29 protein-coding genes and 1 tRNA gene are annotated in these 24,914 nt (G+C 52.9%); 15 read left to right on the top strand and 15 right to left on the bottom strand.

The window, feature by feature from the left end; translation table 11 throughout:
* Window positions 1–544 precede the first annotated feature (544 nt).
* A complete protein-coding gene (locus ALFI_RS02190) occupies window positions 545–1,978 on the bottom strand; it encodes a DUF4301 family protein (RefSeq protein ID WP_014774603.1) in 1,434 nt (477 codons plus the stop codon).
* A 257-nt stretch (window positions 1,979–2,235) separates the two neighbouring features.
* On the opposite strand from ALFI_RS02190, the gene murB reads away from it, so the two are divergent.
* From murB to ALFI_RS02245, 11 genes are all read left to right on the top strand, one after another.
* Window positions 2,236–3,249, top strand: coding sequence for a UDP-N-acetylmuramate dehydrogenase (gene murB, locus ALFI_RS02195; RefSeq protein ID WP_009597853.1), 1,014 nt, complete (start codon window positions 2,236–2,238; stop codon window positions 3,247–3,249).
* 4 nt (window positions 3,250–3,253) lie between these two features.
* Window positions 3,254–4,597, top strand: coding sequence for a tRNA lysidine(34) synthetase TilS (gene tilS, locus ALFI_RS02200; protein ID WP_009597897.1), 1,344 nt, complete (start codon window positions 3,254–3,256; stop codon window positions 4,595–4,597).
* Window positions 4,598–4,690: 93 nt separating this feature from the next.
* On the top strand, window positions 4,691–5,761 hold the full coding sequence (gene holA, locus ALFI_RS02205) for a DNA polymerase III subunit delta (protein WP_009597785.1): 1,071 nt from the start codon (window positions 4,691–4,693) through the stop codon (window positions 5,759–5,761).
* Window positions 5,761–6,489 (top strand): aminotransferase class IV, encoded by a 729-nt coding sequence (locus tag ALFI_RS02210; RefSeq protein WP_014774605.1) that lies wholly within the window; start codon window positions 5,761–5,763, stop codon window positions 6,487–6,489. The genes holA and ALFI_RS02210 overlap by 1 nt, the downstream gene beginning before the upstream one ends.
* Before the next feature lie 51 nt (window positions 6,490–6,540).
* Entirely contained in the window at window positions 6,541–7,134 is a 594-nt protein-coding gene (locus ALFI_RS02215) for a DUF6549 family protein (protein WP_009597812.1), read from the top strand.
* Window positions 7,135–7,192: 58 nt separating this feature from the next.
* Complete coding sequence (coaD, locus tag ALFI_RS02220; RefSeq protein ID WP_014774606.1) at window positions 7,193–7,663, top strand: pantetheine-phosphate adenylyltransferase; 471 nt, start codon at window positions 7,193–7,195, stop codon at window positions 7,661–7,663.
* Between the two features lie 11 nt (window positions 7,664–7,674).
* Complete coding sequence (gene lpxD / locus ALFI_RS02225; RefSeq protein ID WP_009597825.1) at window positions 7,675–8,709, top strand: UDP-3-O-(3-hydroxymyristoyl)glucosamine N-acyltransferase; 1,035 nt, start codon at window positions 7,675–7,677, stop codon at window positions 8,707–8,709.
* A 17-nt stretch (window positions 8,710–8,726) separates the two neighbouring features.
* Complete coding sequence (locus tag ALFI_RS02230; RefSeq protein WP_014774607.1) at window positions 8,727–9,782, top strand: TlpA disulfide reductase family protein; 1,056 nt, start codon at window positions 8,727–8,729, stop codon at window positions 9,780–9,782.
* A gap of 65 nt (window positions 9,783–9,847) precedes the next feature.
* Window positions 9,848–10,465, top strand: coding sequence for a crossover junction endodeoxyribonuclease RuvC (gene ruvC, locus ALFI_RS02235; protein WP_014774608.1), 618 nt, complete (start codon window positions 9,848–9,850; stop codon window positions 10,463–10,465).
* Between the two features lie 42 nt (window positions 10,466–10,507).
* A complete protein-coding gene (locus ALFI_RS02240) occupies window positions 10,508–11,554 on the top strand; it encodes a TlpA disulfide reductase family protein (protein WP_014774609.1) in 1,047 nt (348 codons plus the stop codon).
* 133 nt (window positions 11,555–11,687) lie between these two features.
* Window positions 11,688–11,761, top strand: a tRNA-Arg gene (locus ALFI_RS02245).
* Between the two features lie 634 nt (window positions 11,762–12,395).
* On the opposite strand, the gene ALFI_RS16815 is transcribed toward ALFI_RS02245, so the two are convergent.
* The 7 genes from ALFI_RS16815 to ALFI_RS02275 all read right to left on the bottom strand — a co-directional run bounded on the left by ALFI_RS16815 (window position 12,396) and on the right by ALFI_RS02275 (window position 14,240).
* A complete protein-coding gene (locus ALFI_RS16815) occupies window positions 12,396–12,617 on the bottom strand; it encodes a hypothetical protein (RefSeq protein ID WP_155835624.1) in 222 nt (73 codons plus the stop codon).
* A 175-nt stretch (window positions 12,618–12,792) separates the two neighbouring features.
* On the bottom strand, window positions 12,793–13,032 hold the full coding sequence (locus ALFI_RS02250; RefSeq protein ID WP_014774610.1) for a hypothetical protein: 240 nt from the start codon (window positions 13,030–13,032) through the stop codon (window positions 12,793–12,795).
* A gap of 12 nt (window positions 13,033–13,044) precedes the next feature.
* On the bottom strand, window positions 13,045–13,260 hold the full coding sequence (locus ALFI_RS02255; protein ID WP_014774611.1) for a hypothetical protein: 216 nt from the start codon (window positions 13,258–13,260) through the stop codon (window positions 13,045–13,047).
* The gene (locus ALFI_RS02260; RefSeq protein ID WP_014774612.1) at window positions 13,241–13,423 is read right to left on the bottom strand and encodes a hypothetical protein; all 183 of its coding nucleotides are present in this window, start codon (window positions 13,421–13,423) and stop codon (window positions 13,241–13,243) included. The genes ALFI_RS02255 and ALFI_RS02260 overlap by 20 nt, the downstream gene beginning before the upstream one ends.
* Before the next feature lie 12 nt (window positions 13,424–13,435).
* Window positions 13,436–13,687, bottom strand: a complete 252-nt coding sequence (locus tag ALFI_RS02265) for a hypothetical protein (RefSeq protein WP_014774613.1) — start codon at window positions 13,685–13,687, stop codon at window positions 13,436–13,438.
* A gap of 4 nt (window positions 13,688–13,691) precedes the next feature.
* The gene (locus ALFI_RS02270; protein ID WP_014774614.1) at window positions 13,692–13,907 is read right to left on the bottom strand and encodes a hypothetical protein; all 216 of its coding nucleotides are present in this window, start codon (window positions 13,905–13,907) and stop codon (window positions 13,692–13,694) included.
* 90 nt (window positions 13,908–13,997) lie between these two features.
* Entirely contained in the window at window positions 13,998–14,240 is a 243-nt protein-coding gene (locus tag ALFI_RS02275; protein WP_014774615.1) for a hypothetical protein, read from the bottom strand.
* A gap of 156 nt (window positions 14,241–14,396) precedes the next feature.
* On the opposite strand from ALFI_RS02275, the gene ALFI_RS02280 reads away from it, so the two are divergent.
* From ALFI_RS02280 to ALFI_RS02295, 4 genes are all read left to right on the top strand, one after another.
* Complete coding sequence (locus ALFI_RS02280; protein WP_014774616.1) at window positions 14,397–14,648, top strand: helix-turn-helix domain-containing protein; 252 nt, start codon at window positions 14,397–14,399, stop codon at window positions 14,646–14,648.
* Window positions 14,649–14,651: 3 nt separating this feature from the next.
* Window positions 14,652–15,206: a protein adenylyltransferase Fic gene (fic, locus tag ALFI_RS02285; RefSeq protein WP_014774617.1), complete on the top strand. Its 555-nt coding sequence runs from the start codon at window positions 14,652–14,654 to the stop codon at window positions 15,204–15,206.
* Between the two features lie 154 nt (window positions 15,207–15,360).
* Window positions 15,361–15,747, top strand: coding sequence for a hypothetical protein (locus ALFI_RS02290; RefSeq protein ID WP_042493135.1), 387 nt, complete (start codon window positions 15,361–15,363; stop codon window positions 15,745–15,747).
* Window positions 15,748–15,871: 124 nt separating this feature from the next.
* Entirely contained in the window at window positions 15,872–17,077 is a 1,206-nt protein-coding gene (locus ALFI_RS02295) for an IS256 family transposase (protein ID WP_009316578.1), read from the top strand.
* Window positions 17,078–17,176: 99 nt separating this feature from the next.
* On the opposite strand, the gene ALFI_RS02300 is transcribed toward ALFI_RS02295, so the two are convergent.
* From ALFI_RS02300 to ALFI_RS02335, 7 genes are all read right to left on the bottom strand, one after another.
* On the bottom strand, window positions 17,177–17,584 hold the full coding sequence (locus ALFI_RS02300) for a hypothetical protein (protein ID WP_014774618.1): 408 nt from the start codon (window positions 17,582–17,584) through the stop codon (window positions 17,177–17,179).
* A gap of 13 nt (window positions 17,585–17,597) precedes the next feature.
* On the bottom strand, window positions 17,598–21,776 hold the full coding sequence (locus ALFI_RS16145) for a coiled-coil domain-containing protein (protein WP_014774619.1): 4,179 nt from the start codon (window positions 21,774–21,776) through the stop codon (window positions 17,598–17,600).
* Window positions 21,777–21,910: 134 nt separating this feature from the next.
* Window positions 21,911–22,231 carry a helix-turn-helix transcriptional regulator gene (locus ALFI_RS16150; protein WP_014774620.1) on the bottom strand — a complete coding sequence of 107 codons (321 nt, stop codon included), beginning with the start codon at window positions 22,229–22,231 and terminating at the stop codon, window positions 21,911–21,913.
* Between the two features lie 206 nt (window positions 22,232–22,437).
* Window positions 22,438–22,863: a hypothetical protein gene (locus ALFI_RS02315; protein WP_014774621.1), complete on the bottom strand. Its 426-nt coding sequence runs from the start codon at window positions 22,861–22,863 to the stop codon at window positions 22,438–22,440.
* A 322-nt stretch (window positions 22,864–23,185) separates the two neighbouring features.
* A complete protein-coding gene (locus ALFI_RS02325) occupies window positions 23,186–23,782 on the bottom strand; it encodes a hypothetical protein (RefSeq protein ID WP_014774622.1) in 597 nt (198 codons plus the stop codon).
* Between the two features lie 161 nt (window positions 23,783–23,943).
* Window positions 23,944–24,627: a hypothetical protein gene (locus tag ALFI_RS02330; RefSeq protein WP_155835625.1), complete on the bottom strand. Its 684-nt coding sequence runs from the start codon at window positions 24,625–24,627 to the stop codon at window positions 23,944–23,946.
* Between the two features lie 2 nt (window positions 24,628–24,629).
* Window positions 24,630–24,890 carry a hypothetical protein gene (locus tag ALFI_RS02335; RefSeq protein ID WP_014774625.1) on the bottom strand — a complete coding sequence of 87 codons (261 nt, stop codon included), beginning with the start codon at window positions 24,888–24,890 and terminating at the stop codon, window positions 24,630–24,632.
* Window positions 24,891–24,914: the final 24 nt, after the last annotated feature.

Here is a 24,914-nt window from a genome sequence, read left to right on the forward strand (position 1 = left end):
ATCTTTTTGTGTGATTTCAATATTAATTGTGTAAAGGTAGCAATAAATCACGACCCGGCAAATCCGAAACAAAAGAAAATAGCTTCGACAGCGGATCATAGCCCATTTTTTTCAGAAGTCACAGCCTGCAAGCAGCAGCCGCGCCGACCAAAAAGGCGACAAAACACGACAAAAAGACAATTCCGCCCGATTCATAATAACAAATCTTACGATAACGTCAATTCGCAGACAATTCGTTTACGAACGACTCCCGTCTAAGAAGCGTCTCCCCACCGCCGCATGCGGCTCGCGGCAGGACGCCGCGGGAAAACCGGGCAAGCGGAAAAAAACGCCGAACACCCCGGAAAAGCAGGACATGACGAACCTCCCGGAAAAGCAGTCTCCCGGAAAAGCAGAACACGACGAACCTCCCGGAAAAGCAGCCCCCAGAATAAGCCGAGCCCCCCTAACACCCGAAAAAGCAGGCCACGCCGTCTCCGAAAAAGCCCGACAAAAAACCGGACGCCGCGTCATGCGGCATCCGGCCTTGTCATACACACCAAGATTACTGATGCTGGGGACGCAGCAGGTCCTGCACCACTTTGACGGGCGAGAAGGTCGTAATGGGCACGTCCACGAAGACCGTATTCCACTTGGCCATGGCGCCGTTCCACAGGCCGGGAAGTTCCTGCGCGCGCAGATCGCGGCCGCCGCTCGACTTCGACGAAATGAAACCCGTCGAAGGATCGGTGTACCTGCGCAGGTCGAAGCGGACGCCTTTCGAATTCTTCATGCCGCAGACCAGATCGACGGGATTGAAGTGCGTGGCCGACCGCATCAGCGGCAGGTCGTCGGGGCTGATCTGGCTCGATTCGGCGATCTGGAGCGACTGCGTGCCGTCGGGGTTTCCGACCCAGAAAGGACCGCCGCCCGGTTCGCCCTCGTTGCGGACCATGCCGCAGACACGGATCGGACGGTCGAGCACGGCGCGGAGCACGGCCGAATCGTAACTGCCGGGCAGCTTCACGCAGAGCCGCTTCTCGATGAATTCGACGATCGGCTCCAGCTCGGCGCCACCGACTTCGAGCGCCTTGAGGTACTCGAACGCACGCTCCTGAAGGTCGAGCAGGATGCCTGCCAGCACCTTCTTGTAACGGATCGTATCGCCGCGCAGCGCGTCGGTAGTGACGTTGTCGATGTTCTTGATGAACACCACGTCGGCGTCGATCTCGTTCAGGTTTTCGATCAGCGCGCCGTGGCCCGCAGGGCGGAAGAGCAGCGTACCGTCGTCCTGCCGGAAGGGCGTGTTGTCGGGATTGACGGCGATGGTGTCGGTCGAAGGTTTCTGCACCGAGAACGAGATGTCGTAACGGATGCCGAAACGCTTCTCGTAAACGGGCACCTTCGCGGCCAGCAGCTCCTGAAATCCTTCGATATGTTCGGGAGAAACCGTGAAATGAATCTTCGCCACGCCGTTCGCGGCCGCATAGACCGCCCCTTCGACCAGATGTTCCTCGACCGCCTTGCGCGCGCCTTCGGGATAGGCGTGGAAGGTGACGAGTCCTTTGGGTTTGCGGCCATAGCCGAGTCCTTCGTTCACGATGGCGCTGACGATCGTCCGGTCGTCGGCGCCGGCCGGAAGCAGGGCTTTCAGCTCAGGCCAGAAGGCGAACTTTCCGATGTTTTCGAGCAGGGTGTCGATCCCCTTGCCGCGCTTGCCGTCGTTCACGAACTCGAAAAGCTCCTTGAACATACGCGTCGCGGCGCCCGACGCAGGCACGAACTTCACAACGGACAGTCCGGCGGCGGCCCGCTCGTAACGTTCGGCGGCCGCAGCGGCCTCAGCGTCGCTCAGCGTCAGCACGCCGTCGCCGGGTGAGGCGGCGCGCACGACGTTGAGAAAAGGAAATCCGCGGCGGAAATTCTCCAGCTGCAACTCGACCGCTTCGGGGGTCAGTCCGTGTTTTTCGATCTGCTGTAAATCTTGTTGTGTAAACATAGGTATTCAGGTATTTTGTTTTTTACGGTTCAGAGAAACATCTCACCAAAATTACTAAATTATTTCTAACTTTGCGCAAGATTGCACATTTTCCGTACCCGCGCCCGCACCGGACAACGCTGTACAAGGAGCCGAGGGGGGGGGCATCCCGCCCGGAGCGCCGCAAGGACCGCTCCGGAACGGGCACACGGAGAATATATGCGCCCAACGCCCGCCGGTACAACCGGGCGAACGACAAACAAACAGAAACAGACGGCATGATCCGAGAATTCCACCAAATCGACCTGAGCGGACGCAACAGCTTCGGCGTCGGACAGCAGGCGGCGCGTCTCGCCGAATTCGAGACCGAAGAGGACCTGCGCACGATCTTCAGCGGCGGCGTGCCCGAACGCTGGGCGGTGCTGAGCGGCGGCAACAACATCCTCTTCACGCGCGACTACGACGGACTGCTGCTTACGCCCGTCGCCCGGCAGATCACGCCCCTCGGCGAAGAGGGCGACACGGTCCGCGTGCGGGCCGATGCGGGCGTCGAGTGGGACGACCTCGTGGAATGGGCCGTGGAACGCGGTCTGTGGGGCATCGAAAACCTTTCGCTCATACCCGGCAAGGCGGGCGCGGCCCCGGTGCAGAACATCGGCGCCTACGGCTGCGAAGCCAAAGACGTGATCGAGCGGGTGCACATGTTCTGCACCGACAACCGCTCGGCAATGGTCATCGACGCCGGACACTGCTGCTTCGGCTACCGCGAAAGCATCTTCAAGCACGAACTGCGGGGGCGCGTCATCATCACGGCCGTGGACATCCGGCTTTCGCGCACGCCCCGGCCGCGGCTGGGCTACGGCGACGTGGAGCGCGAGGTCGAAGCCCGCGGCGGTGTCACGCTGCGCAACATCCGCGAAGCGATCTGCGCGATCCGCCGCGCCAAACTTCCCGATCCGAAGGTGACGGGCAACGCAGGCAGCTTCTTCAAAAACCCGGTCGTGGACGAGTGCGTGGCGCGGCAGCTGCAGGCCCAGTGGCCCGACATGCCAGTTTACCCGGCGGCGGGATGCGCCGGCAGGGTGAAGCTGGCGGCCGGCTGGCTCATCGATAAGGCCGGGCTGAAAGGCTACAAGCGCGGAAGAGTCGGCGTCCACGAACGGCAGGCGCTCGTGCTGGTGAATCTGGGCGGCGCGACGGGCGGCGAAGTGATTGACTTCGCCCACACGGTGCAGATGCGCGTTCACGAAAAATTCGGCATAGAAATAGACACCGAGGTCAATATATTTTAATCGTATGGCACTTTTAGAGGCTTTCCGCAAATACATCGCCGACAACGATCTGGCAACGCACGACGACCGCATTCTGCTGACCGTTTCGGGCGGCGTGGACTCGATGGTCATGCTGTCGCTCTTCACGCGCAGCGGCTACCGGGTCGGCGTGGCGCACTGCAATTTCCAGCTGCGGGGCGCGGAGAGCGACGAGGACGAGGTGCTGGTGGAGGAAGAGGCGCGGAAATACGGCGTCGAGTTCTACAACAAACGCTTCGAAACGGCGGCCGAAATGGAGCGCACGGGCGAGTCGATGGAGATGGCCGCCCGGCGGCTGCGCTACGCATGGTTCGACGCCCTGAGCCGCGAACACGGCTACACGGTGGTGGCGATCGCCCACCATGCCGACGACTCGATCGAGACGTTCTTCATCAACCTGCTGCGCGGCACGGGCCTGCGCGGGCTGACGGGCATTTCGACGCAGGTCGGCAAGGTCGTCAGACCGCTGATGTTCGCTTCGCGCAAGGAGATTCTGGAGTACGCCGTCGCCAACCGCATCCCCTTCCGGGAGGATTCGTCGAACCGCTCGACCAAGTACCTGCGCAACAAGATACGGCTGGGCCTGATTCCCCGCATCCGGGAGATCAACCCCAAGTTCACGAGTCTCATGCGCCGCAACATCGCACGGCTGACCGACGCCCAACTCTTCATCAACCACGGCATCGAACGCATACGCGGCGAAGCGGTGACCACCGAGAACGGACTGGACACGATACACCTCGACCGCATCGACCCGGCGTTCCCGCAGGAGTTCGTCATCTACGAACTGCTCAACTCGGCCTACGGATTCAAGGGCGACGTCATCGACTCGCTCTGTCATTCGCTCAGGCACGGCATGACGGGCCGCCGCTTCTACTCGCGCGAGCGGGTCGCCTACGTGGACCGCGGCACGATCGTCGTGGCCCCGATCGCCCCCGGCGACGCATGTATGGTGACCGTCGAGCGGGGCGTGCCGCGCAGTTACTGCGGCAACTCGGCGCTCTACTTCGAATACTGCGACATCGACGCGATCAAGAACTTCGGCGTGCCGGAGCACATCGCGCAGGTCGATGCCGACCTGCTGAAATTCCCGCTCACGCTGCGCCGCTGGCGCGAGGGCGACTGGTTCATTCCCTTCGGCATGGCGGGCCGCAAGAAGGTGAGCGACTTCCTGATCGACGCCAAGGTCTCGATGCCCGAAAAAGAGCGGCAGTTCGTACTGCTGTCGGGCGACGAGATCGTATGGCTCGTCGGCCGCCGCATCGACGACCGCTACCGCCTGACGCCCGACACGGAAAACGTGCTGCGCATCACCAAAGAGATTGTATAACACGACCGGGAGCGGCGATTCAGCCCCTTCCGCCGCGGGGATGGCGGAAACGCCCCGCCCCGCATCCGGCTCGGCCGGGCCAATGACTGAGATATGGCCAAAAGCGCACTGAAATTCAAAGATTCCGTCGCCGCATACGAAAAGCTGGCGCAGGAGATCGCCGCACGGCGGTTCGCCCCCGTGTACCTGCTCATGGGCGAGGAGAGCTACTTTATCGACGCCATCGCCGAGCGGCTCGCGACGACGGTGCTCGGCGAAGCCGAACGGGCTTTCAACCAGATCACCGTCTACGGCAAGGACTCCGAGGCGGGACAGGTCATCAACCTCTGCCGCCAGATGCCGATGATGGGATCGTATCAGGTCGTCATCCTCAAGGAGGCGCAGCAGCTGCGCGGACTGGACAAACTCTCGCTCTACACGCAGAAACCCTCGCCCACGACGATCCTCGTGATCTGCCACAAGGAGAAGAACGCCGACAAACGCTCGGCATTCTACAAGGGCTGCGCCGCCAACGGAGCGGTGCTCGAATCGGTGCGCCCGCGCGACTACGAAATCGCCTCGTGGCTCCAGCAGTTCATCGCAAAAAAGGGACTCGCCATCGACGCCAAGGCGCTCTCGATGCTCACCGACCACCTCGGAACCGACATTTCGAAAATCTCGAACGAGCTGGGCAAGCTGGTCGTATCGCTGCCCGAAGGGACCAAGCGCATCACCGACGCCGACATCGAGGCCAACATCGGCATCTCGAAGGATTTCAACAACTTCGAGCTATGCAAGGCCGTAGTGACCAGAGACATGGCGCGCGCGCTGATGATCGCCGAGCACTTCGCCCGCAACCCCAAGGACAACCCGCTGCTGGTCACCGTGCTGGCGCTGTTCGGCCAGTTCAAGGAGCTGTTCGTCGTGAACTACCTGCGCTGGACGGCGCGCCACAAGGGCATGCCCTTTCCCTCCGACGCCGAACTGATGCGCATCCTCAAGAAAAACAACGTCTACGTACTGGGCGAGATCAAGCAGAACGCCGCCAACTGGGACAACCGCAGGGTATTCAACATCCTCGGCCTGCTGCGCGAATACGACGCCAAAAGCAAGGGCATGAACGCCGGCGGAGCATCGGACGGAGAGCTGCTGCGCGAACTGCTGCTCAAAATCTTCCTACTCTGATGCAGGAGGTCTACCTATACCAGACCGTTCACATCCTCGGCGGCAGGTCTCTCCACCTGACAGCGCATCTGGCCGTGCTCGACCGCTGGTCGCGCGAACTTTTCGGCCGTCCGGCAGGACTCCGCCAGCAGCCCCTCGCCCGGCAGATCGAAGCGCTCGCGGCGCAGACGGCGCCTGCGGACTGCGACCTCTCGCAGTTCGTGCGGATCGTCGTTCCTGCATCGGGCGATCCCGCCTTCCGGCTCGAATCCGCAGGCATATCGCTCTACCGGGGATACGACCTGCGCAGTCTGATGCCCGACGCCGTGACGCTGCAATACGACATGCCGTTTCCCGAAGCTCCGACTTCGGCGCGCGAAGCCGCCGCCGGACTGGCCCGCCAGCAGGCCCGTCTGCACGGCGCATCGGTCGCCGTGCGCTGCGACGGCGACGGCATCGTCCGCACGGCCGACAACGCCCCGCTGTTCGCCGTGCGGGGCAAAACGGCGTTCGTCTCCCCGGCGGAAGCCTGCGTCGAACAGGAATTGGGCCTGCGGGCCGTCGAGGCGGCGGGACTCGAACTGGAAGAGCGCCCGGTAATGCGCGACGAGCTGCCGCGCTTCGACGAACTCTTCTACGTCGATCACCGGGGCGTCACCGCCCTCGCCCACTGCGACGGACATCCCTGCATGGCGATTCTCGCGGAACGGGTCGCCCAATCGCTCGGCGGGCTGTTTCCGAAAATGTAGAAACCGAACGGGCCCGGCCCGCGCTATCTTCGCCGGAAAACCCGTTTCACCATGAAAAAATACCTGTTTCTTTACGCCGTCGCCGTGACGGCTCTGCTGGTATGCGGCTACGGCCGCTACCGCCGCGAAAACCGTCGCCTGACCCAGAACCAACACGCCCTTGCGGCCGGCATCGAACGCTACCGCACGCGTCTGGGGCAAGAAGCGGCATCGGTGCAGGCCCTGCGTCTGCGCTGCGCCGAATTCGAAGAGCTGCGGGCCGCAGACGCTGCCGAAATCCGCCGGCTCGGAATCAAACTCCGCCGTCTGGAAGCTGCGGCCCGGACAGCCACGGCCACGAAGGTCGAGATACGGACCCCGGTGCGCGATACGGTCGTCGTGCGGCTGAGCGACACGCTCGTCGTCCGCGACACCCTGCGGCTGTTCCGCTGGCGCGACGCGTGGGTGCGTGTCGAAGGCGCCGTCACCGCCGACTCGGTCCTGTGCCGCGTGGAGAGCGCCGATACCCTGCGGCAGGTCGTACACCGCATTCCGCGGCGTTTTCTCTTCATCCGCTGGGGCACGAAAGCCCTGCGGCAGGAGATCGTCCCGTCGAATCCGCACACGCGGATCGTCTATTCGGAGTACGTAAAAATCGAACGGTAGGACAAAATATCGGGAAAAGATAACTCCCTATTCCCAAATATTATTACCTTTGTCCGATATGGAAAGGACTGCAATCTTCCCCGGATCGTTCGACCCGTTCACCCGCGGCCATGCCGCGCTGGTAGACGAAGCGCTCAATCTCTTCGACCGCGTGGTCATCGGCATCGGCAACAACACCGCGAAAACGGGGCTGCTGACCGTCGCCAACCGCAAGCGGCTGATCGACGACCTCTACGCCGGCAATCCGCGCGTCGAAGCCCATATCTACACGGGGCTTACGGGCGAGTTTGCCGAGAAGGCCGGCGCCTGCGCCATCATCCGCGGCGTGAGGAACACCACCGACTTCGAGTACGAGCGCACGATGGAGGCGACCAACCACCGCATCTACCCCGACATCACGACCGTAATGCTCTTCACCCCCTCGCCCGTGGCCGACATATCCTCGTCGACCGTGCGCGAGGTGCTTTCGTTCGGCCGTTCGGTGGAGGAGTTCATGCCCAAAGGAATCGACATAAACAAATACTTATAAACAGAATCGTTATGATGGAATTCACGGCCGAAATGATCGCCGGATTTTTAGGCGGCGACATCGTCGGCGACAAAGAGACGAAAGTACACACCGTATCTTCGATCGAGGAGGGCAAGGCGGGCTCGCTGACCTACCTCACCAACCCCAAATACGAAACGTTCCTCTACAGCACGGGCGCATCGATCGTGCTGGTAAACCGTTCGTTCGAACCTTCGCAGCAGGTCTCGGCCACGCTCATCAAGGTGGACGACGCCGCCGCCTGCGTGCTCAAACTGCTCGAAATGTACAACGCCGCCAAGCCCCGCCGCAGCGGCATCAGCAAGCTGGCTTCGGTCGCTGAAAAGGCCGAGGTGGGCGCCGACTGCTACATCGGGGATTTCACGGTGGTCGAAGCGGGCGTGAAAATCGGCAAAAACTGCCAGATCTATCCGCAGGTTTACCTCGGAGCGGGGGTTACGGTGGGCGAAGGCACGATCCTCTACCCCGGAGTCAAGGTATACGAAGGCTGCCGGATCGGCCGCAACTGCATCCTGCACGCGGGAGCCGTGGTCGGCGCCGACGGTTTCGGCTTCATGCCCAACGCCGCGGGCGGTTTCGACAAAATTCCGCAGCTGGGCAACGTGGTGATCGAAGACGACGTAGAGATCGGGGCCAACACCTGCATCGACCGCGCCAAGACCGATTCGACGGTGATCCGCCGGGGCGTCAAGCTCGACAACCTGATTCAGATCGGACACAACGTCCAGATCGGCGAAAACACCGTATCGTCGGCCCAGACCGGCATCGCCGGCACCTCGCGGGTGGGGCGCAACTGCTTCCTCGCCGGACAGGTCGGCATCGCCGACCACGTGAACGTCGGCGACTTCGTGAAGATCGGTTCGAAGAGCGGACTGGACAAGGACGTGCCCGACGGCGAAGTGCGCTTCGGCTACCCGGCGCTGCCCGGCATGCAGTACCACCGTTCGGCGGCGGTCTTCAAGCGGCTGCCCGAACTGGAAAAACTGGTGCACAATCTGGAAAAACAGCTGGCAGAACTCAAAAAATAAACCAATATTCTTGCACAATGAAAAAAGCATTTCTCTTCGCAGCTTCCGCAGCCGTGCTGTGCAGTTGCAGCACGCAGCCCAAATACGTCGTCGAAGGCGACATCGCCGGGCTCGAAGGCACCGTCTACCTGTTCCAGCAGGACAGCCTGATCGACTCGGCCGTCGTGAAATCGGGTAAGTTCCGCTTCAGCGGTCCCGCCGGAGCGCCCGCGATGCACGACCTGCTCGACTCGCGCGACGGACAGCCGCAGGCGTTCGCCATGCAGCTCATCCTAGAACCGGGTACGATCTCGATCAAGAGCGACGCCGACGATCCGCAGGTGCGCCACACCACCGGCACCCCGGCCAACGACGCCGCCGAAGCCTACACGGCCGCCAGCCGCGCGCTGATCACCGAGTACCGCGACGCTGCGACCACCGACCAGCGGCGCGAAGCGATCGAAGAGGAGTTCGAGCAGCTGACCCGCACCTCGGTAGAGGCCAACCGCGACAACTTCTTCGGCGTCATGCTGATGCCCAACATGGCCTACGAGCTTTCGGGGCAGGAGATTCTCGACCAGATCGCCAAATTCTCGCCCGAAATGCAGCAGACCAAAGAGCTGACGGAGCTGAAAGCCACCGCCGAGCAGAAAAAGCGCACCGACGTGGGCCAACCCTACATCAACATCCTGCAGAGCGACGCCGAGGGCCAGATCGTCACCCTGACTTCGGTGATCGAGAATCCGGCCAACAAATACACGCTCGTGGACTTCTGGGCTTCGTGGTGCGGTCCCTGCATGGGCGAAGTTCCCCACCTGAAAGAGACCTACGACAAGTTCCACAAGAAGGGCTTCGAAATCTACGGCGTGTCGTTCGACAACAACCGCGACAAGTGGCTCGCCGCCGTCAAGGACAACGGCATGAAGTGGATTCAGGTCAGCGACCTGAACGGTTTCGACAATCCCGCAGCGAAGGATTACGCCGTTCAGGGCATTCCCTCGAACTTCCTGATCGACGCTTCGGGCAACATCGTCGCCAAGAACCTGCGCGGCGAAGACCTCTACAAAAAGGTCGAGGAGCTGCTCGGCAAATAACCACCGCCGTACAACCTGCCCCTCCGAACTGCGACACGCCGTCCGGAGGGGCTTTTTCGAACGATATGACCCCAACGGAAAAATACCGCATCATGGGCATCGACCCCGGCACCAACTACATGGGTTACGGCGTGCTGGAGATCGACGGACGCAGCGTGCGCTCGGTCGTCTTGGGCGACATCGACCTGCACAAGCTTTCGGATCCGTACGTCAAACTGCGCTATATCTTCGAACGGGTCGGGGCGCTGATCGACCAGTACGCCCCACGCGAAGTGGCGCTCGAATCGCCGTTCTTCGGCGAGAACGTGCAGTCGATGCTCAAACTGGGACGGGCACAGGGCGTGGCCATGGCAGCGGCGCTGAGCCGCGGCCTGCCCGTTTCGGAATACGCCCCGATGCGCATCAAGCAGAGCATCACGGGACGCGGATCGGCCGCCAAGGAGCAGGTCGCCGCCATTGTCTGCCGCATCCTCTCGCTGGAACAGCCGCCCAAGCGGCTCGACGCCACCGACGGCATGGCCGTGGCGCTCTGCCACCACTTCACGATCTCCAATCCGCTCAATGCCGCGATGGGCAACGAGCGCGTCAAAGGATTGGGCGGCGGCAAGAAGGCCGTATCGAAAGGCGGCTCCCAAAGCTGGGAGAAATTCCTCAGGGAGCACCCCGACCGGGAGATCAAGTAACCGCACCGCAAACCCTAATTTTCGACAGCAACCGAACGATATATGAAGAAAATCCTTCTCACGGCTTCGACGGCCGCCCTCCTCTGCGGATGCGGCGGTCCGAATTACTCCATCACGGGCAACGCAGGACTCGAACCGGGCGACTCGGTATTCCTGATCGGCAGCGGCCGTACGGAACTGGCCGCCGGCATCGTATGCGCCGACAGCACGATCCGGCTAAAGGGTCGTGTCGCCGAACCGGAGATCGCCCGGCTGGCCGATCAGGAACGCATCCCCGTCGGCACCGCCGTCATCTTCCTCGAACCGGGCGAGATACGTACGGTTCCGACGGACGACAGACGGGTTTACGCGGTATCCGGCACGCCGCTGAACGACAGAAAACGGGAGTTCGACGAGCGAATGGCCGACTTCGACCGCAAATTCCGAGAACTTCCCCTCGACGCACCGGCCGACTCGCTCTATGCGGATTACAACAAGCTGGTTCCGGAGAGCATCGAAGCCAATCTGGACAACCTTTTCGGGGCATACCTCTTCTCCGTCTACGAATTCGACGGCAACGACATCGCCGCAGCCAAAACCCGTCTGAAGCAATTTCCGGCCGCCGTGCAGGCCCACCCCATCCTGCAGCGAATCGCCGAAAAAGTCGCAGCGACCGAAAACACCGAGATCGGCAAACCCTACATGGACCTCACGCTGCCCGATGCCGCAGGCGAACCGGTGGCGCTTTCGGGGATCGTCGGCAAAGGCCGCTGGGTACTGCTCGACTTCTGGGCGACGTGGTGCGGCCCCTGCTGCCGGGAAATCCCGCACCTGCGCGAGGCATACGCCGCCTGCAAAAGCAAGGGATTGGAAATTTACGGCGTCTCGCTCGACAACGACGCCGCCAAATGGAGAACGTTCGTGGCGGACAACGATATGCCATGGATCAATGTGCTGGGCGTGAACGCAGACAAGCGAAGCGATGCGGCCGCCATGTACGGCATTTCGTCGATTCCCGCGAATTTCCTGATCTCGCCGGAGGGGATTATCGTCGCCAGAGACCTGCGCGGCGAAAATATCAAGGCCCGGCTGGAGGAAGCAATGCGTTGATCGTCAGCGGACAAACCCCTGACAATCGGTCCGATGCGCCGGCATGCGATTTTTCAGGGCATCTTTTTTCACAAAATTACGCCCAATAATTTGCGAGTTTCGGATTTTCGCCCTATATTTGCACTCGCAATTCGGCACCGTAGCTTAATTGAATAGAGCATCTGACTACGGATCAGAAGGTTACAGGTTTGAGTCCTGTCGGTGTCACTCTCAAAATCAACCACTTACAGCAATGTAGGTGGTTGATTCGTTTTAGTGCGGGTACACAATTTACACACAACTTCGCCCATTTTAAAGACGTCGATCCCCAGCAAACATGTTCGGCCGCTGCCCCTAAACCGGCACAAAATTGCGTTCGTTGATCCGTTCGACTTCACTGAGGGAAAAATTTCCCCCAGTAACTTTCACCCTTCCCGTAACCTCCCCGTTTAATCCTTGTACTACCCCTGTTAAATTGTTCTATAAGTTTGAATTTTACGTAGTGCAAACACTCTTTTATTGCGCTAAACTGTTCTAAAGGTTTGATTTTGGTGCTGGATACGCCGGCTTCAGATGATCGGCTTCGCGCGCGTAAGGACGTGGAAAAATTATCCTTGCTTGGGGTTGATTTTCCCCTCGCTGTAACCTCACCCTAATCTAACCCTTTTTACCCTTGGTGTAACCTTGGTGTTTTTGCATTCCCCTTGCCGTAATCTTGCCGTATTTTTGTATTTGTTTCACCCTTGCAGTAATCTTGCGGTTTTTCTGTTTTACCCTTGACGTAACCTTGATGTTTTTTTTGTTTTACGCTTGTTTTACGCTTGTTTTACCTTGGGGCAACCTTTGGGACATAAAGTCGTTTTCAAGTCGATTTTTCGGCTGCCAAATTGTAAATACCCTTGTAATCTTGCCATTTTCTTATAATCAGCTGATAACCAGCAACGGGCTGATTTGCCCTTGTTTTTAAACGTGCCAAATCAGACACCTTTAAATCCCCAGAAAAATGGGTATTTAAAAAGAAAGGATCTGGACGATTATTTCCGGCTCCAGTCAACCAAAGATTTCTTAAGTGCCTTACAATCATTGTTTGATTTTAAAGACGGGAATTCCCCGTATTTAACAACCAATCCACATCGGGATTCGTTCGGGGGATTCCCCGAACGGCTTTGCCATTTTTGGCAGTCGAAAAATCGGCCACCAATAACGAACCCAGCCGCCCGAATTGACGGCTGGGGCATCTTGGGGTGTACGCGAATTCCTCAGCATTGAGTGTGTGTATTATTATGTTGTTCATCTGCCAGCCTGCTCAACTCGGCATTAAATTCGGTGCCGATCCTCCGTCGCTCTATAAGCTGCTGGAGCACCTCCTTTACCTGCGGATCCTCCGGTTTTATTGCGCCGCTTTCCAATTTGGCAACAATCTCTTTCCCTCTGCGTATTACCGCATCTGTCTCCGCAGTTATCTCGTCATGCCGGCGTAAAATTTGGTCTCTGTTCATGATGCAATAGTTTTATCGGGTAAGTTTCATTAATAATCCTTTCGGCTTTTGATCGGCCTTGCTCGGCGATACCTGCGCCCGCAGTTCCTGCAGCTGCATCCGCAGTTCGAAGTTCTCCATGACTAATTCGCTGCGTTCTTGGAGTAATTGAAACCGGGCTTCGCAGGCTTTCATGTAGAGTTCCGAAAGGCTGTTAAAGTCGGACGGGTTATTTGGCTGCGTATTCATATTCGTTATTGATAGAGGGATCAAACATCATAAATTCGCCGTCTTTGGCCCATTCCCGGACCGTATATCGGCCTTTGGGCAGGAACCCGGCCCGGCGGACCGCTTCGGCCTCGCTGGGGAAATATCCCAGCGTATGCCCTTCAAAGGATAGTTCGTAGATCATAATCTTAGATGATTAGTTCAACATCAATTGCAAGGTTTCGGATATATCGGGATACTCTTTGCCTTCGGCGTCCCAGACCGCCGGAACCGTCACGGATTCCTGCATATCGTCGCTGCACTCTTTCGCCTCGTAGTCGATGAAGGCAATATACCCTTTGTGGGTGATCTCGAAACCTTCGCTTATGCCGTCGCAGTGGAAGGTAATGTAATCGGCTGCCTTGCGGGCCATTGTCCGAATGTCGGACCGGGTTAATGCTGTATTCATGGTATTAATTTAGTTTGCTGGTTCTGCATTGGTATTGATTGATTGTGCGTCTGCCGGCCAAAATATCACGGCATTCTGTAAGCTCTTTTGTTAGTTCGATTATTCGCTGGTGCGCCTCAATAAGGCGATCACCCTGTTCGATGTAATCGCGTACACCTTTCCAATACTCCGCTCGCCAATCAATTTCCGGGGAATTCGTCGTGTTTACGTTCTCTTTCATAATTTTATCGAGGTTTTGCGAGAATCTCGCTATTTGTCTATTTCGGTAATGAGTGTTGAAGGGGGACGGGCGGTCCGCCCCCGGTTGCCGTTAGTCTCCGTAGTAGGTCCTGCTGTTGCCGTAGTAGTCCGCCGGCACCGTCAACAGCTGCGGGCGGTATTCCGTGGCCTTCGGCTGCTCCGTCGGGCGGTTCTCGATCTTCGCCGTCAGTATCGCCAGCTTCTCGTTGCGCCATGCCTTCTTCAGGCAGGCCGAGAACGACATCGAGGCGTTAGCACGTTTCAGATACCAAGCGTTACGCATGATCTTCGATTTGTTGTAGGTTGCTTTCATGGCTGTAAACCTTTTGTTGTCGTTTGATGATGCAAAGTAAACAATAATTATTCAGCCACACAAATATTTTGACAACTTTTTATTATCAAACATGAATAATTTGCACACAATGAGTTTAATTTATATATTTGTAGCATCAAACAATATGTTTACATTATGGATAATGATTTTAGAATAGCGGAAATTCTCAAAAGTAAGGGAATGACGCAAACCGATTTAGCCGAAAAAATAGGTATTTCTCGTGTTGGTCTATCAAAAGCAATTAACGGAAATACCACTATTACAACATTGCGAAAGATCGCCGCAGCTCTCAACGTTGAAGTTCAGGAACTTTTCGCCCCTCAACCGACGAACACGATCACCTGCCCGCATTGCGGCAAACTTATTAAAGTAGAGAAGGGGGAATAAATTATGGGAAAGAAAACGGACGAAATAGACGCTAAAAGCCTTGAACAGGCGCGCGCCCTATTCGAATCGGGGGACATCGACCGCATAGAGGTCGGAACCGTGGCCGGGCTATGCGAGATTCACCGCTATTTGTTCGGTGGGTTGTACGACTTTGCCGGAAAAATCCGGACGCTGAATATCGCAAAGGGCGGTTTCCGATTTGCAAATTGCCTTTATCTGGGTGCCATCCTCCCGGTAATCGAGCAAATGCCGGACATGACCTTTGAGGAGATCATCGCAAAATATGTCGAAATGAACATCGCCCACCCGTTCATGGAGGGCAACGGACGGGCCACCCGTATCTGGCTTGACATGATGCTGAAAAAGCATCTCCAGCAGGTTGTGGACTGGCGGAAGGTGGATAAGGATTTGTATTTGCAGGCTATGGAACGCAGTCCGATCAATGATCTGGAATTACGCGCCCTGCTACAACCGGCATTGACTGACCGCACGGAGGATCGGGATGTTATTTTCAAGGGAATAGAACAATCGTACTATTACGAAGGGTACGAGGCATAACGGACGCTAACAAAGTTAGTAAGCGTAGCCAATTAAGTATAAAGGCCGGATACATTCCGGCCTTTATTTGGTCTTAGAATTGTTTTGTAGCTGCCTCGTTTTTTTGGATATTTCAATATGAAATTGTATATTTGATTTATTAATTTTTTATAAGATGGAAACTATTTACATTATTTTGGGCCTTATAATGCTTGTGTTTGGCATTTTGCAAATTATCCTATTTTTTAAATTGTGGAAAATGACAAACGATGTTCATGCGATTAAAGAAAACAAGCCAGTCGATAAAAATACCCCAGAGGACACCTTTTGGGAGCTTCGTAAATATATTTTATTAAATAATGTTGAGAAGGCAGAAGAAATTGTGTTGGCTATTTTCTTGAACAATGTACGGAAAGATATAGCTGCAAATGGAATAACCGGATGTAATGTAGAAAAGTGGAAAGCTGAATGTCAAGCATATTATAAGGCGATTGGTAAAAATATTCCGGAATCTATTTTAAAAATACATTCCGGAATAGATGTTATCCAATTGGTACACTGACACTGTTTAAAGAGAGTCTGTATTTTACATTTCCAATTTTTATTGTTGTTTATTTAATTCTCTGAGAGTGTAAAATAAACTGTGTCAGGCTATAATAATAATAGTTTAACACAGTTTTTATAATATGGCCAATTTGGAAATAGACTACAAGAAAGCAGCCCAGCAGCTGCGTAGCGGTGAAGCACTCTTCGGTAAAGACGGAGCTTTGGCTCCTATGCTAGAACGTATCCTAAACGCAGCCTTAGAAGGTGAGATGGATGCTCACCTTAATAGCGTTGACTGCAGTTCTGGCAATCGTCGTAACGGCAAGATGAGCAAGACCGTACAGACAAAGTATGGAGAGGTGATAGTCGAAACCCCTCGTGACCGTGACGGTTCTTTTAAACCGGAGACAGTTAAGAAACGTGAGACAATTCTTGCTGAAGGTATGGCAGATCAAATCATCAACATGTATGCTCTTGGTACAAGCACTCGTGATATAAGCAAGTACTTTGAGCGTGAGTTTAACACAACCCTTTCAGCAGAAACCATCAGTGCTATAACCGACCGAGTTATTCCCGAAATAACAGCCTGGAAGTCCCGTATGCTTGACCCCGTCTATGCCATTTGCTGGCTTGACGCCATTCACTACAAGGTAAAAGACGATAAGGGTCGTGCAGTCACTCGTGCAATATACAATGTCCTAGGTGTAAACAAGTCTGGTCACAAGGATCTTCTTGGTATGTATATATCTGAGAGTGAGGGTGCTAACTTCTGGCTTGATGTTATGACCGACCTTCAGAACCGTGGTGTACGTGATATTCTGATTTGTTGCGTAGACGGTCTTAAGGGATTCCCTGATGCCATCCAAAGTGTATTCCCGGAAACCTCCGTTCAGCTATGTGTAGTCCACCAAATCCGTAACTCAATCAAGTATGTAGGAAGCAAGCATCAGAAAGAGTTTCTGAAGGATCTCAAGACCGTATATGGTGCTGTAAGCAAGGATTCTGCATTAGCACAGCTTGACATGGTTGATGAAAAATGGGGTGAGATGTACCCCATAGTAATCAAATCCTGGCGCGACAACTGGGAGCGTCTTACGGAATATTTTCAGTATACTCCTGCAATCCGCAAACTTATCTACACAACCAATACGGTTGAGGGCTATCATCGTCAGGTGCGTAAAGTAACGAAGAACAAAGGTGTGTTCCCGTCAGACACCGCACTTGAAAAGCTTGTGTATCTTGCCTATCGAGACATTAGTGGGAAATGGACTATGCCACTGTCTAATTGGGCACTGATATCACAGCAACTTGCCATAAAATTTGGTGATAGGTTCAAGATTATGTAACTTTGCCTGTGAAAGGCTCCTCTTATTTGTATGCAGATGTGAAATCTGCACACAAATAAGAGGGAAAGAATAAAAAACAGAGCCGTGACACAGTTCAGTTTACACTACCAATTCTCTCTTTAGATAAGCTTCTGCGGTATCTATCACATCATAGCCTTTGGAGCTGACGAAGGACGCATAATCCATTCCATCGACGAAAATAACGCCCGTACCTGCTTTATTTACTTCGTTTAGGGCTTTATTCGCTTCGACACCCGCTGTCGGATCCGTATGATTTTGATCCCCTATAAATCGCCTTTTTTCCTTGCCATTATAAGTCACGGCATAACCAAGTGAACTGCGAAGATTCCATGTATGGTTTAAATAGTCGCGTTTGCCAGATAGTAGTCGAGCTGCCTTTTGCTCAATAAGTGCTTCGTGGGCTTTTTCATCCATGAAATCGACAACCTCGTCTTCGATATTGTCCATAAACGCTTTCAGGTCTGCTATGTCTTTTTTTATCTTCATGTAGTAAAAAGCGTTAGAGGCTTTCAGTATTTTTCTTAATGCTATTTATCCCTTCCTCGATCCGTGCTAAGGTTTTGTCCATATTTTTAGTGCTGGAATTTATCTCGCGCACTTCGATAAGGGTTTCCGCGTCAAAGCGCAACGATTCATAGCAGGCGACCGACATCTGATCTATTCTATCACCTAAAGTGGCGATGTTGTTTATGGCGGTTATAATTCCTCCAGTTTGCGCCATTGCCATTACATACCCTCGAATGTCGGTGACTTTGCCTTGAATGTCCGTGAATCGGCCGTTTAACTCGTCGCCGGTATCTTGAGACATAGCCTGAAAACCGCGAGAAGTCGCTTCTTGGCCCGCTGCTTCTGCCTCCCACTGCAGACCGCGCTCCTCGGCGGCCTGTTTGAGCCGCTCCCATAATTCTTGCCCTACCTTTTGCTGGGCAAGAACATCATCAAGCATTGTATCTACAACTCCGGCAAGTGCATTGTACCTCTCTTCATCTGAGAGTGACAGGTCCCGATTTATGGCGTCAATTTTTTTCTGCGCTTTTTCTATTTCGGGTCCTATAGTTGCCGTGTATAACACCTGCTTTGCAAGATTCTTAAGCATATTGCCAGCCGCTTCACCAAAGGCATCCGCGGCATTTGTTCCTTGTTCGAAAGAATCGACCAGTGCGTCGGTCAGTGTGTTTCCTAATTCGCCGAATATTTCATTGAGGTAGTCATTGACTGCCTTTATCGCTTCTTCATATGTCTCCCAATTATTTACCAGTTCTTTGAGGTATGTCTGATTTTCTTTGGAGAGGTGTTTGAAAGTATCGCTATTCCCCTCTACAAATTCTTTGAGGGCTTGCATATTTAACACGCCGCTCTCTTCGAATAATTCAGGGACTACATCTTTTAATTTCTTATATTTTGCGCTTCGGAACCATGTAGAATGTTGAACTTGATTCATCATGTTAGCAACAGACTCTGAAACGCTTTCCCAGATAAAATCATCCTTCCATAAATTAGCCAGACCTGTATTACCTGTTCCAAATTCTACATACTTTTCTTTGCCACGATTTGTAATTTTATCCATTGTTGCCTGATAGGCATTCATGGCGTCAGTTAAGGCTGTTACATTATTAACGTAATTCCCAAAGGCATCTTCTCCGAAAACAGTTTTGAATACATCGGCATTCAGGCGGGCGCGTTCATTCATCACCCGCAGCTCTTCGTTTAATTCTTGGGCTTCTCGGATATTCCGCTCCATTGAAGTTTCCGTATCTCCGAATATACTGGCAATGCTTTGTATGATTTTCAACGCAGCTTGAATAATGGCCAGAATTACAGATGCCCGTTCTACTTTTTGGATGGTGGTTGCGGCTACTTCTCCCGTATTTTCAATCCCTTCTGCCGAATTTTCTGCAAGGGTCTTGATGCTATTGATCATTTGCAGCGAGCTGGTCGTAATCTTGCTCGCGGTCGATATTACTTCCCCCATCGCACCGCCCGCAGTTTCGCCGATGTCGTTAAATTGTCCTTCAATTTTAGTGAGCGTGCTGTATAGTTTCTGCCACTTTTCAAAGGATTCGCTGTGCTTTTCGTCGCTAACGGGGTCCAATTTCTCAATAGCAGATAGTTGCGCTCGAAGAACATTTATTTTATTTCGCAGGTCATCCCCCAGCTCAGAATCCGAAGAAGGGAGTTTATTAAATTCATCTTCAAGCGTTTTTAATGCAGCTTTTATCTCGCGCTTTAGTTTTTCTATATCTCCTTTTATCTTGCTGATTAGGCTATTGACAAAGTCGCCGCCCTCCACCTCAAGGGCAGCCATCGCGGCGTCTTTTTCGGCTCTCAATGCTTCGGCCGTTCCCGCGTCTTTTGCTAAGCTGATTTTTTTGTCGTAATACTCCTTTGTAGCCTGTATCTTTTCGAGAATGGTCCCGTACTTCATGTAGTACTCATTCCACGCTTCAAGCTGGTCATCTAAATATGTCTTGGGGTCTTTTATTCCCGCTTCTGCCAAAAACGCAGTATCCCATTCTTTATTTTTCAACGCCTTAATAGCCTGTTGGCGCGCTGCAATTAACTCGCGTTGTCCTCGGCTTAACTCTTTCTTCTGCAGTTCACGGATTCGCTCTGCTCCATCTGCGATGGCGGCTTCTCGCTTCTGATAGTCCAATTCTATTTGGGCGATATTTTTATCTATCCCCTCCGGCATTACGTCAATTTCCGCCTGTCTTGCTTCAAATCCAGCATCTCGCATTTCGCGCTGAATTTGTTTTCGTGTGTTGTCTAATTCAATTTGATCTTTCGTCGCAAGACCTAAATTCTCCAATACCTTCAACTCCTTCCGTGCCGCTTCCAATTTTTTGTTGCGGGCGGCAACTTCTTCGGGTGTCTTGGCTACAATTTTTTCGATTTCCGCGATTTCCTTTTTCTTCTGCTCTACTATATCTTCTGTCGCTTTACCATCCTTGTCAATATCTTTTGCCGAGATGTTATACATATCCAGCAGGGTATCCATTGCAATTTTATTGGCAGAAAGTACATCGTTATATTTTTCGCGTATTTTAGTCGCCTTGTTTACTGCTTCTGAAAGGGTATTAGTGACTTTAATAGATTTAGTAACAACTGGGCGATTGCCTACCATAGTTGTAGTTTCGACTATGGACTCTTTATTAAATTTTTTGTAAATTTCTTTTGCCTCTTTTTCTAATTCAGGAACCCCGCTTTGTAATCCTTCGCGAAATCTTGTGAAGTAAGCAACTCCCTCTTCTTTGCCGAACTTTGCAATAAATTTAGCCTGAACGCCTTTAAATGCTTCTTCCATAGAAGCATTAAACTCCTCCATAGCACTATTGTTGGCTGCTTCTAACCCTTTGGCTACAGACGTGGCAGTAACGCTTTTCAACAGCACTTCATAGGCACCACGCATATCCTCCAGATTCTGTATTTCAGCGCGCTGTTTGGACAAATATTTATCGTATTTATCCATTATCGTCTGACGTGCTAAAGCATATTCTGCAGTACCTTTCTTTGCTTGGGATAAAGCCCGGAATTCGCGTTGTAGCTCCTCTCTGCTGGTTGTAACTTGGTTGTTGAACTGGTCAATATTCTTAATTACCGAGTCCAGCGATTTATCTGCCGCAAAAAGGTTTGACACCCAATTTACGATCTCCTTTCCGTAGAGGGTAAGTACGGTAACTCCGGCGACAAGCAAAGTTTGCCACGAGAAGATGGACGATGCAATCTGCTTCCATACGGGCGTGAATGTTTGCCCGGCTTTCTTCAATTCATCAACAGATTTCTTCGCGTGTGAAATCTCGTCGGCCAGCATCGGCAGGTTGTTGGATATGGCCGAAAAGAAAATCTGCGGGCCATACGCCAACGACGGCAATTCACGGGCGACTTGCTGAATCTGGAATCCAAGCATATTGAATCCGGAAGCATAATTACCGACATTGCGGGTGTGTACCCCCATTGCCGCATCCAATTCTTTAATCTTCGTATCGAGTGTGTCGATATTTTTAAGCATGGTTTGTCCCCGTGTCCCCTCCCGCTCTGCTGCGCTTAAATTCCGGTATATATTCTTCATCCGGGTCAGCGATTGCGACATTTTATTAATGGATCCCTCGGCGAATTGCTCTGTCTTGATAATGTTCTTCAGGGTTCCTTGATATAGCGCCAGTTCTTCTTTGTTTTTGGCAATAGACAGCGAAAGGTCCAGCCGTTTGTCCTTTTGTGCCTGCGAGACTGCGGCGTTGTTCTTTTCGGCTTTGGAAAGTGCATTGTACTCAGCCGTCAGTGCTTGCGTCTTGGTTTTCAACAGCTCAATTTGAGCTGTATATATCTTTTTTTGGGCGCTAGCTTCTCGGATGGTGCCGATCAGGTCTTTATATGCTGCTGCTTCGGCTTGGGCCGTCTGACTCCCTGATGTCGTTTTGCTGTTGCTGGGAGTCGCTGTTGGGGTGGCAGGGGTGGCCACTTTAGCCGCCGACTCCGCAGCTTGTTGCTGCATCTTGGCAATTTTGCGTATAGCCTGATCTACACGAGTCTCCAGATCGCTAATATGGCGGTTTATAACTTTGAATCCGCTTGATTTGGACGGGAATTTTTCGAGTAATTCGTATAAACGTTCAAGCGATTTACGGAAATTGTTTATCTTTGCGGTATCCGTAGTAATTTTGAATGATAGTGCGCTCATAACAATTATTTAAATTTTAACGGTTATTGTGCGTGTACATTAGTTTTTTGGCTAGGTGGCGTGCAATTTTACATTACCTGCGTTGCGAAACGCGGGTATTTTTTATGTCTGTTGCGGCTCGGATCGTCACCCCTTTATTTGTTTGTTTTATTGGTGGCTTTGTTGACCATTGCGCGAATTTCCGACAACTTGTATCGCCAAATGGTCCCGGCTTTAAAGGGAACCAAAAGGCCCTTCTGCTGCCACTTCCACAACGTGCTTCGATCAATTGAGAATATTTCGCATACCTGATTTATTGATAGATAGCGATCATCCTTTCTAATCTCGACAAGTTTGTTCAGCAATCTTTTTTCTAGGTCGGCAGTGATATCCTCATGAAATCGCATCAGGTCTTTCAACTTGACGGTAACGGTGGTGTCGGGATGGCTTTTCGCCAGAGTCATTAAATCAGTCATAAAACTTTTTTTTTGCGGTGCCCCTCGGCACCCGGATTAAACAAAAAGGTCTGTCGGCTCAGGAAGCCAACAGACCAATCGCACTATACTATCATCCGTGGCTTATTCCTTCATAAGCTCAGTACAAAGATTGCGGCGGTCCCGTGAAAAAGCAATAGTAAACAATGCTTTTCTGCAATTTATTTTTTCGATGATTCACAGGTGTATCATTTCGCATCTTTAGCTACAGTTTCAGCCAATCCGCTTATTACGCTGGCAACTGCAGAAATATCCTCCAGCGGAATCATCATCAGCGTTTTTTGGTAGCAGTCAAACAACTCGGCGAAAGATGCCCGTTTCATAATCCGCCGGCATATAAACCACGCCTTGAGATCCGCGAATATGCTTTTGCTTCCAGCGACGGCCAGCGCAATACTATGGGCCATTGCCACGATACACGCCTTGCTGCCGTCAGATCCCTTGCCGATATGCCGGGCGGCCATGATTCTCGCCGTGGTCCGGGGTGACATCTTGTATATCGTGTAGCTCTTTTGGGCTATTCGGAAACTGATGAAATCCAGCCTTCCGGATGCGGCCATTTGGGGCCTTGGTGTTGTCGCAATGTCCTTGTGTGCGTTTTTATTCTCGTTCATGGGTTTTACTTTTTTTTTGATTTTACATTGATTGCTTTACCGGGATCGCGCCGTCGGTTTCTCTGCTCCCGTAAGGCCGCCAGTTTCATACGCGCCCCTTTTATTCGGTGATTTTTAATCCCATTCAGAATTATCATCAGTTCATCGCGGTTCAACTCAAGCGTCCAGACGGTCCTATCATCGACAGCTGCAAATCCTTTGGTTATCCTTTCTCTCCTCTTGCGCATTCCCCAGATTGTTCGTATATTTGTCCGTCTGGGTATAGCATAGTGAATATGGATGTTAGTGAGATGGGCGGGGCTTTCCCCACCCGTCTCTATTGTTATCCCAGAAAATCCAATGCTTCAGAATGCAATTCCAATTTTCCGTCCTCGTCGATGGTTGCTATTGTCCGGTATCGGGTGCCGGCGGGGAGCAACCCCATTTTGTAATTCTTGTTGCAGGCGACCAAGGCGTTCAGAGCCTCAACAGCCCGGCGCACTTCGTCGAACTGCTGAAGTACACGCCCCCGCATAGTGCTTACATCAATAAGGCGTTGCCGCTCTTGATCTGCAAGCCATTCGGCAGACAATTCGATTTTATCGCCGTTCACCACAAAGGCAGTATAATCGAGTGCCTTCTCCTTGCCGAGGTGTAGCGCTTCATGAACGACCTGCTGCGAATTGTCTATTACTTTGCTAAGGTATTCAACAGCCTGATCCGTGAGCGTTTGGCGGGTTGTCACGATATTTATTTTCTTTGCGTCTTCGGCTGCGATCCGCAGTGCTTGCGCCCGGATACTCTTACTGTTATCCGTCGCAATATCCTTGAGGCTCTCGGTAGATATTTTCAACCGTGAAGCCGTCAACTGTTGTATTGCTGCCTCCAGTTGAGGAATGGCCGCTTTGTAGGTCTCGATAATTGATTCGTAATTTTTCATAGTTGTTAAAAATCTTGTTGTACGTTTGGATTATTCGGCGTCGGGCAATGTTTCCGCCCATTCCGCAGCGCGCTTCTTTGCCTCTTCCTCGGAGTAGTCGATGGCCGTCACTCCTTGGGACTGCTGGCTTTCTTGTTCTTCTTTCATGGTTACTGTTTGATTTATATGGACCTAGTTTTGAAAAGGCCGCCGTCATATCCTTGTTGTATGGCGAAAGGATTGATGCGTAAAACCTGAGTTGCAGATAATACGCCCATAGTAGGGGACATTTCAATATCCATATCGATTATGGCCCGGTAGTTTGTTCGGTTTATTGCATACATTCCATATTTGCGTGCGAGTGTGTCAAGCTCCTGCAATGCGGATAATGCTTTTAACGCAGCATTATAAAGTTCGATTTGCTGCGGATCGTCTATATACAAGTTAGCGGCTTCGCTAAAGACAGCTTCAGCGACTTCAGAATCAAAAGTTACCTGACCGTTACTGTCTACCGTGTAGCAGTCTGCGGGAACAGTCCCGAATGATTCGAAGCGCTTTTGATCTTTGCGGCAAATCTCATTGAATTGCTCCAACAAAGAAGTATATAGCTCCTCTTTTTGGCTGCGTTCTGCGGGGAATACTATGGGGGCTAGTGCCGCATTAAATTTTTCCGTCATACGGGCGCGAATGGCTGTACCGCCGCTCATAATGTCCCGCAAGTTGTCTGCAGTCAATTCCTCGCCGAACTCGGCAAGGACGGCAGGTGTGACAATCTCCCGTAATTTATCTACGGCCGATCTGAATTCATACATTCCATGCTGAAGGGGCATTTGCCCTATACAGATTCTCTTGCTGTTCTTTGACATGATTACATGGGTAAGTTGGTAAAAGGATCAACTGCCAGCGATCTATCCGGGGTTCGCTTTTCGCCACCCTCGATGATGCGCTGGGTTCCGGCATTTATTAGATTTGCGATTTGGGACGCATTATCGTCGCCGATACCGCTGGATACAGCCTCGATGCGCTCAGAACCATTTTGTCCCGTGTGCTCTGCGACCATTTCGCAGACGGCATCTGCACCGTACTTTTCGGCTGCATGCAGCATCTTTTTTAGTTTTTCGTTGTTCATGATGTTTTAAGCCTGTTTAGTTTG

The organism is Alistipes finegoldii DSM 17242, from assembly GCF_000265365.1.
Classification (GTDB): Bacteria; Bacteroidota; Bacteroidia; order Bacteroidales; family Rikenellaceae; genus Alistipes; species Alistipes finegoldii.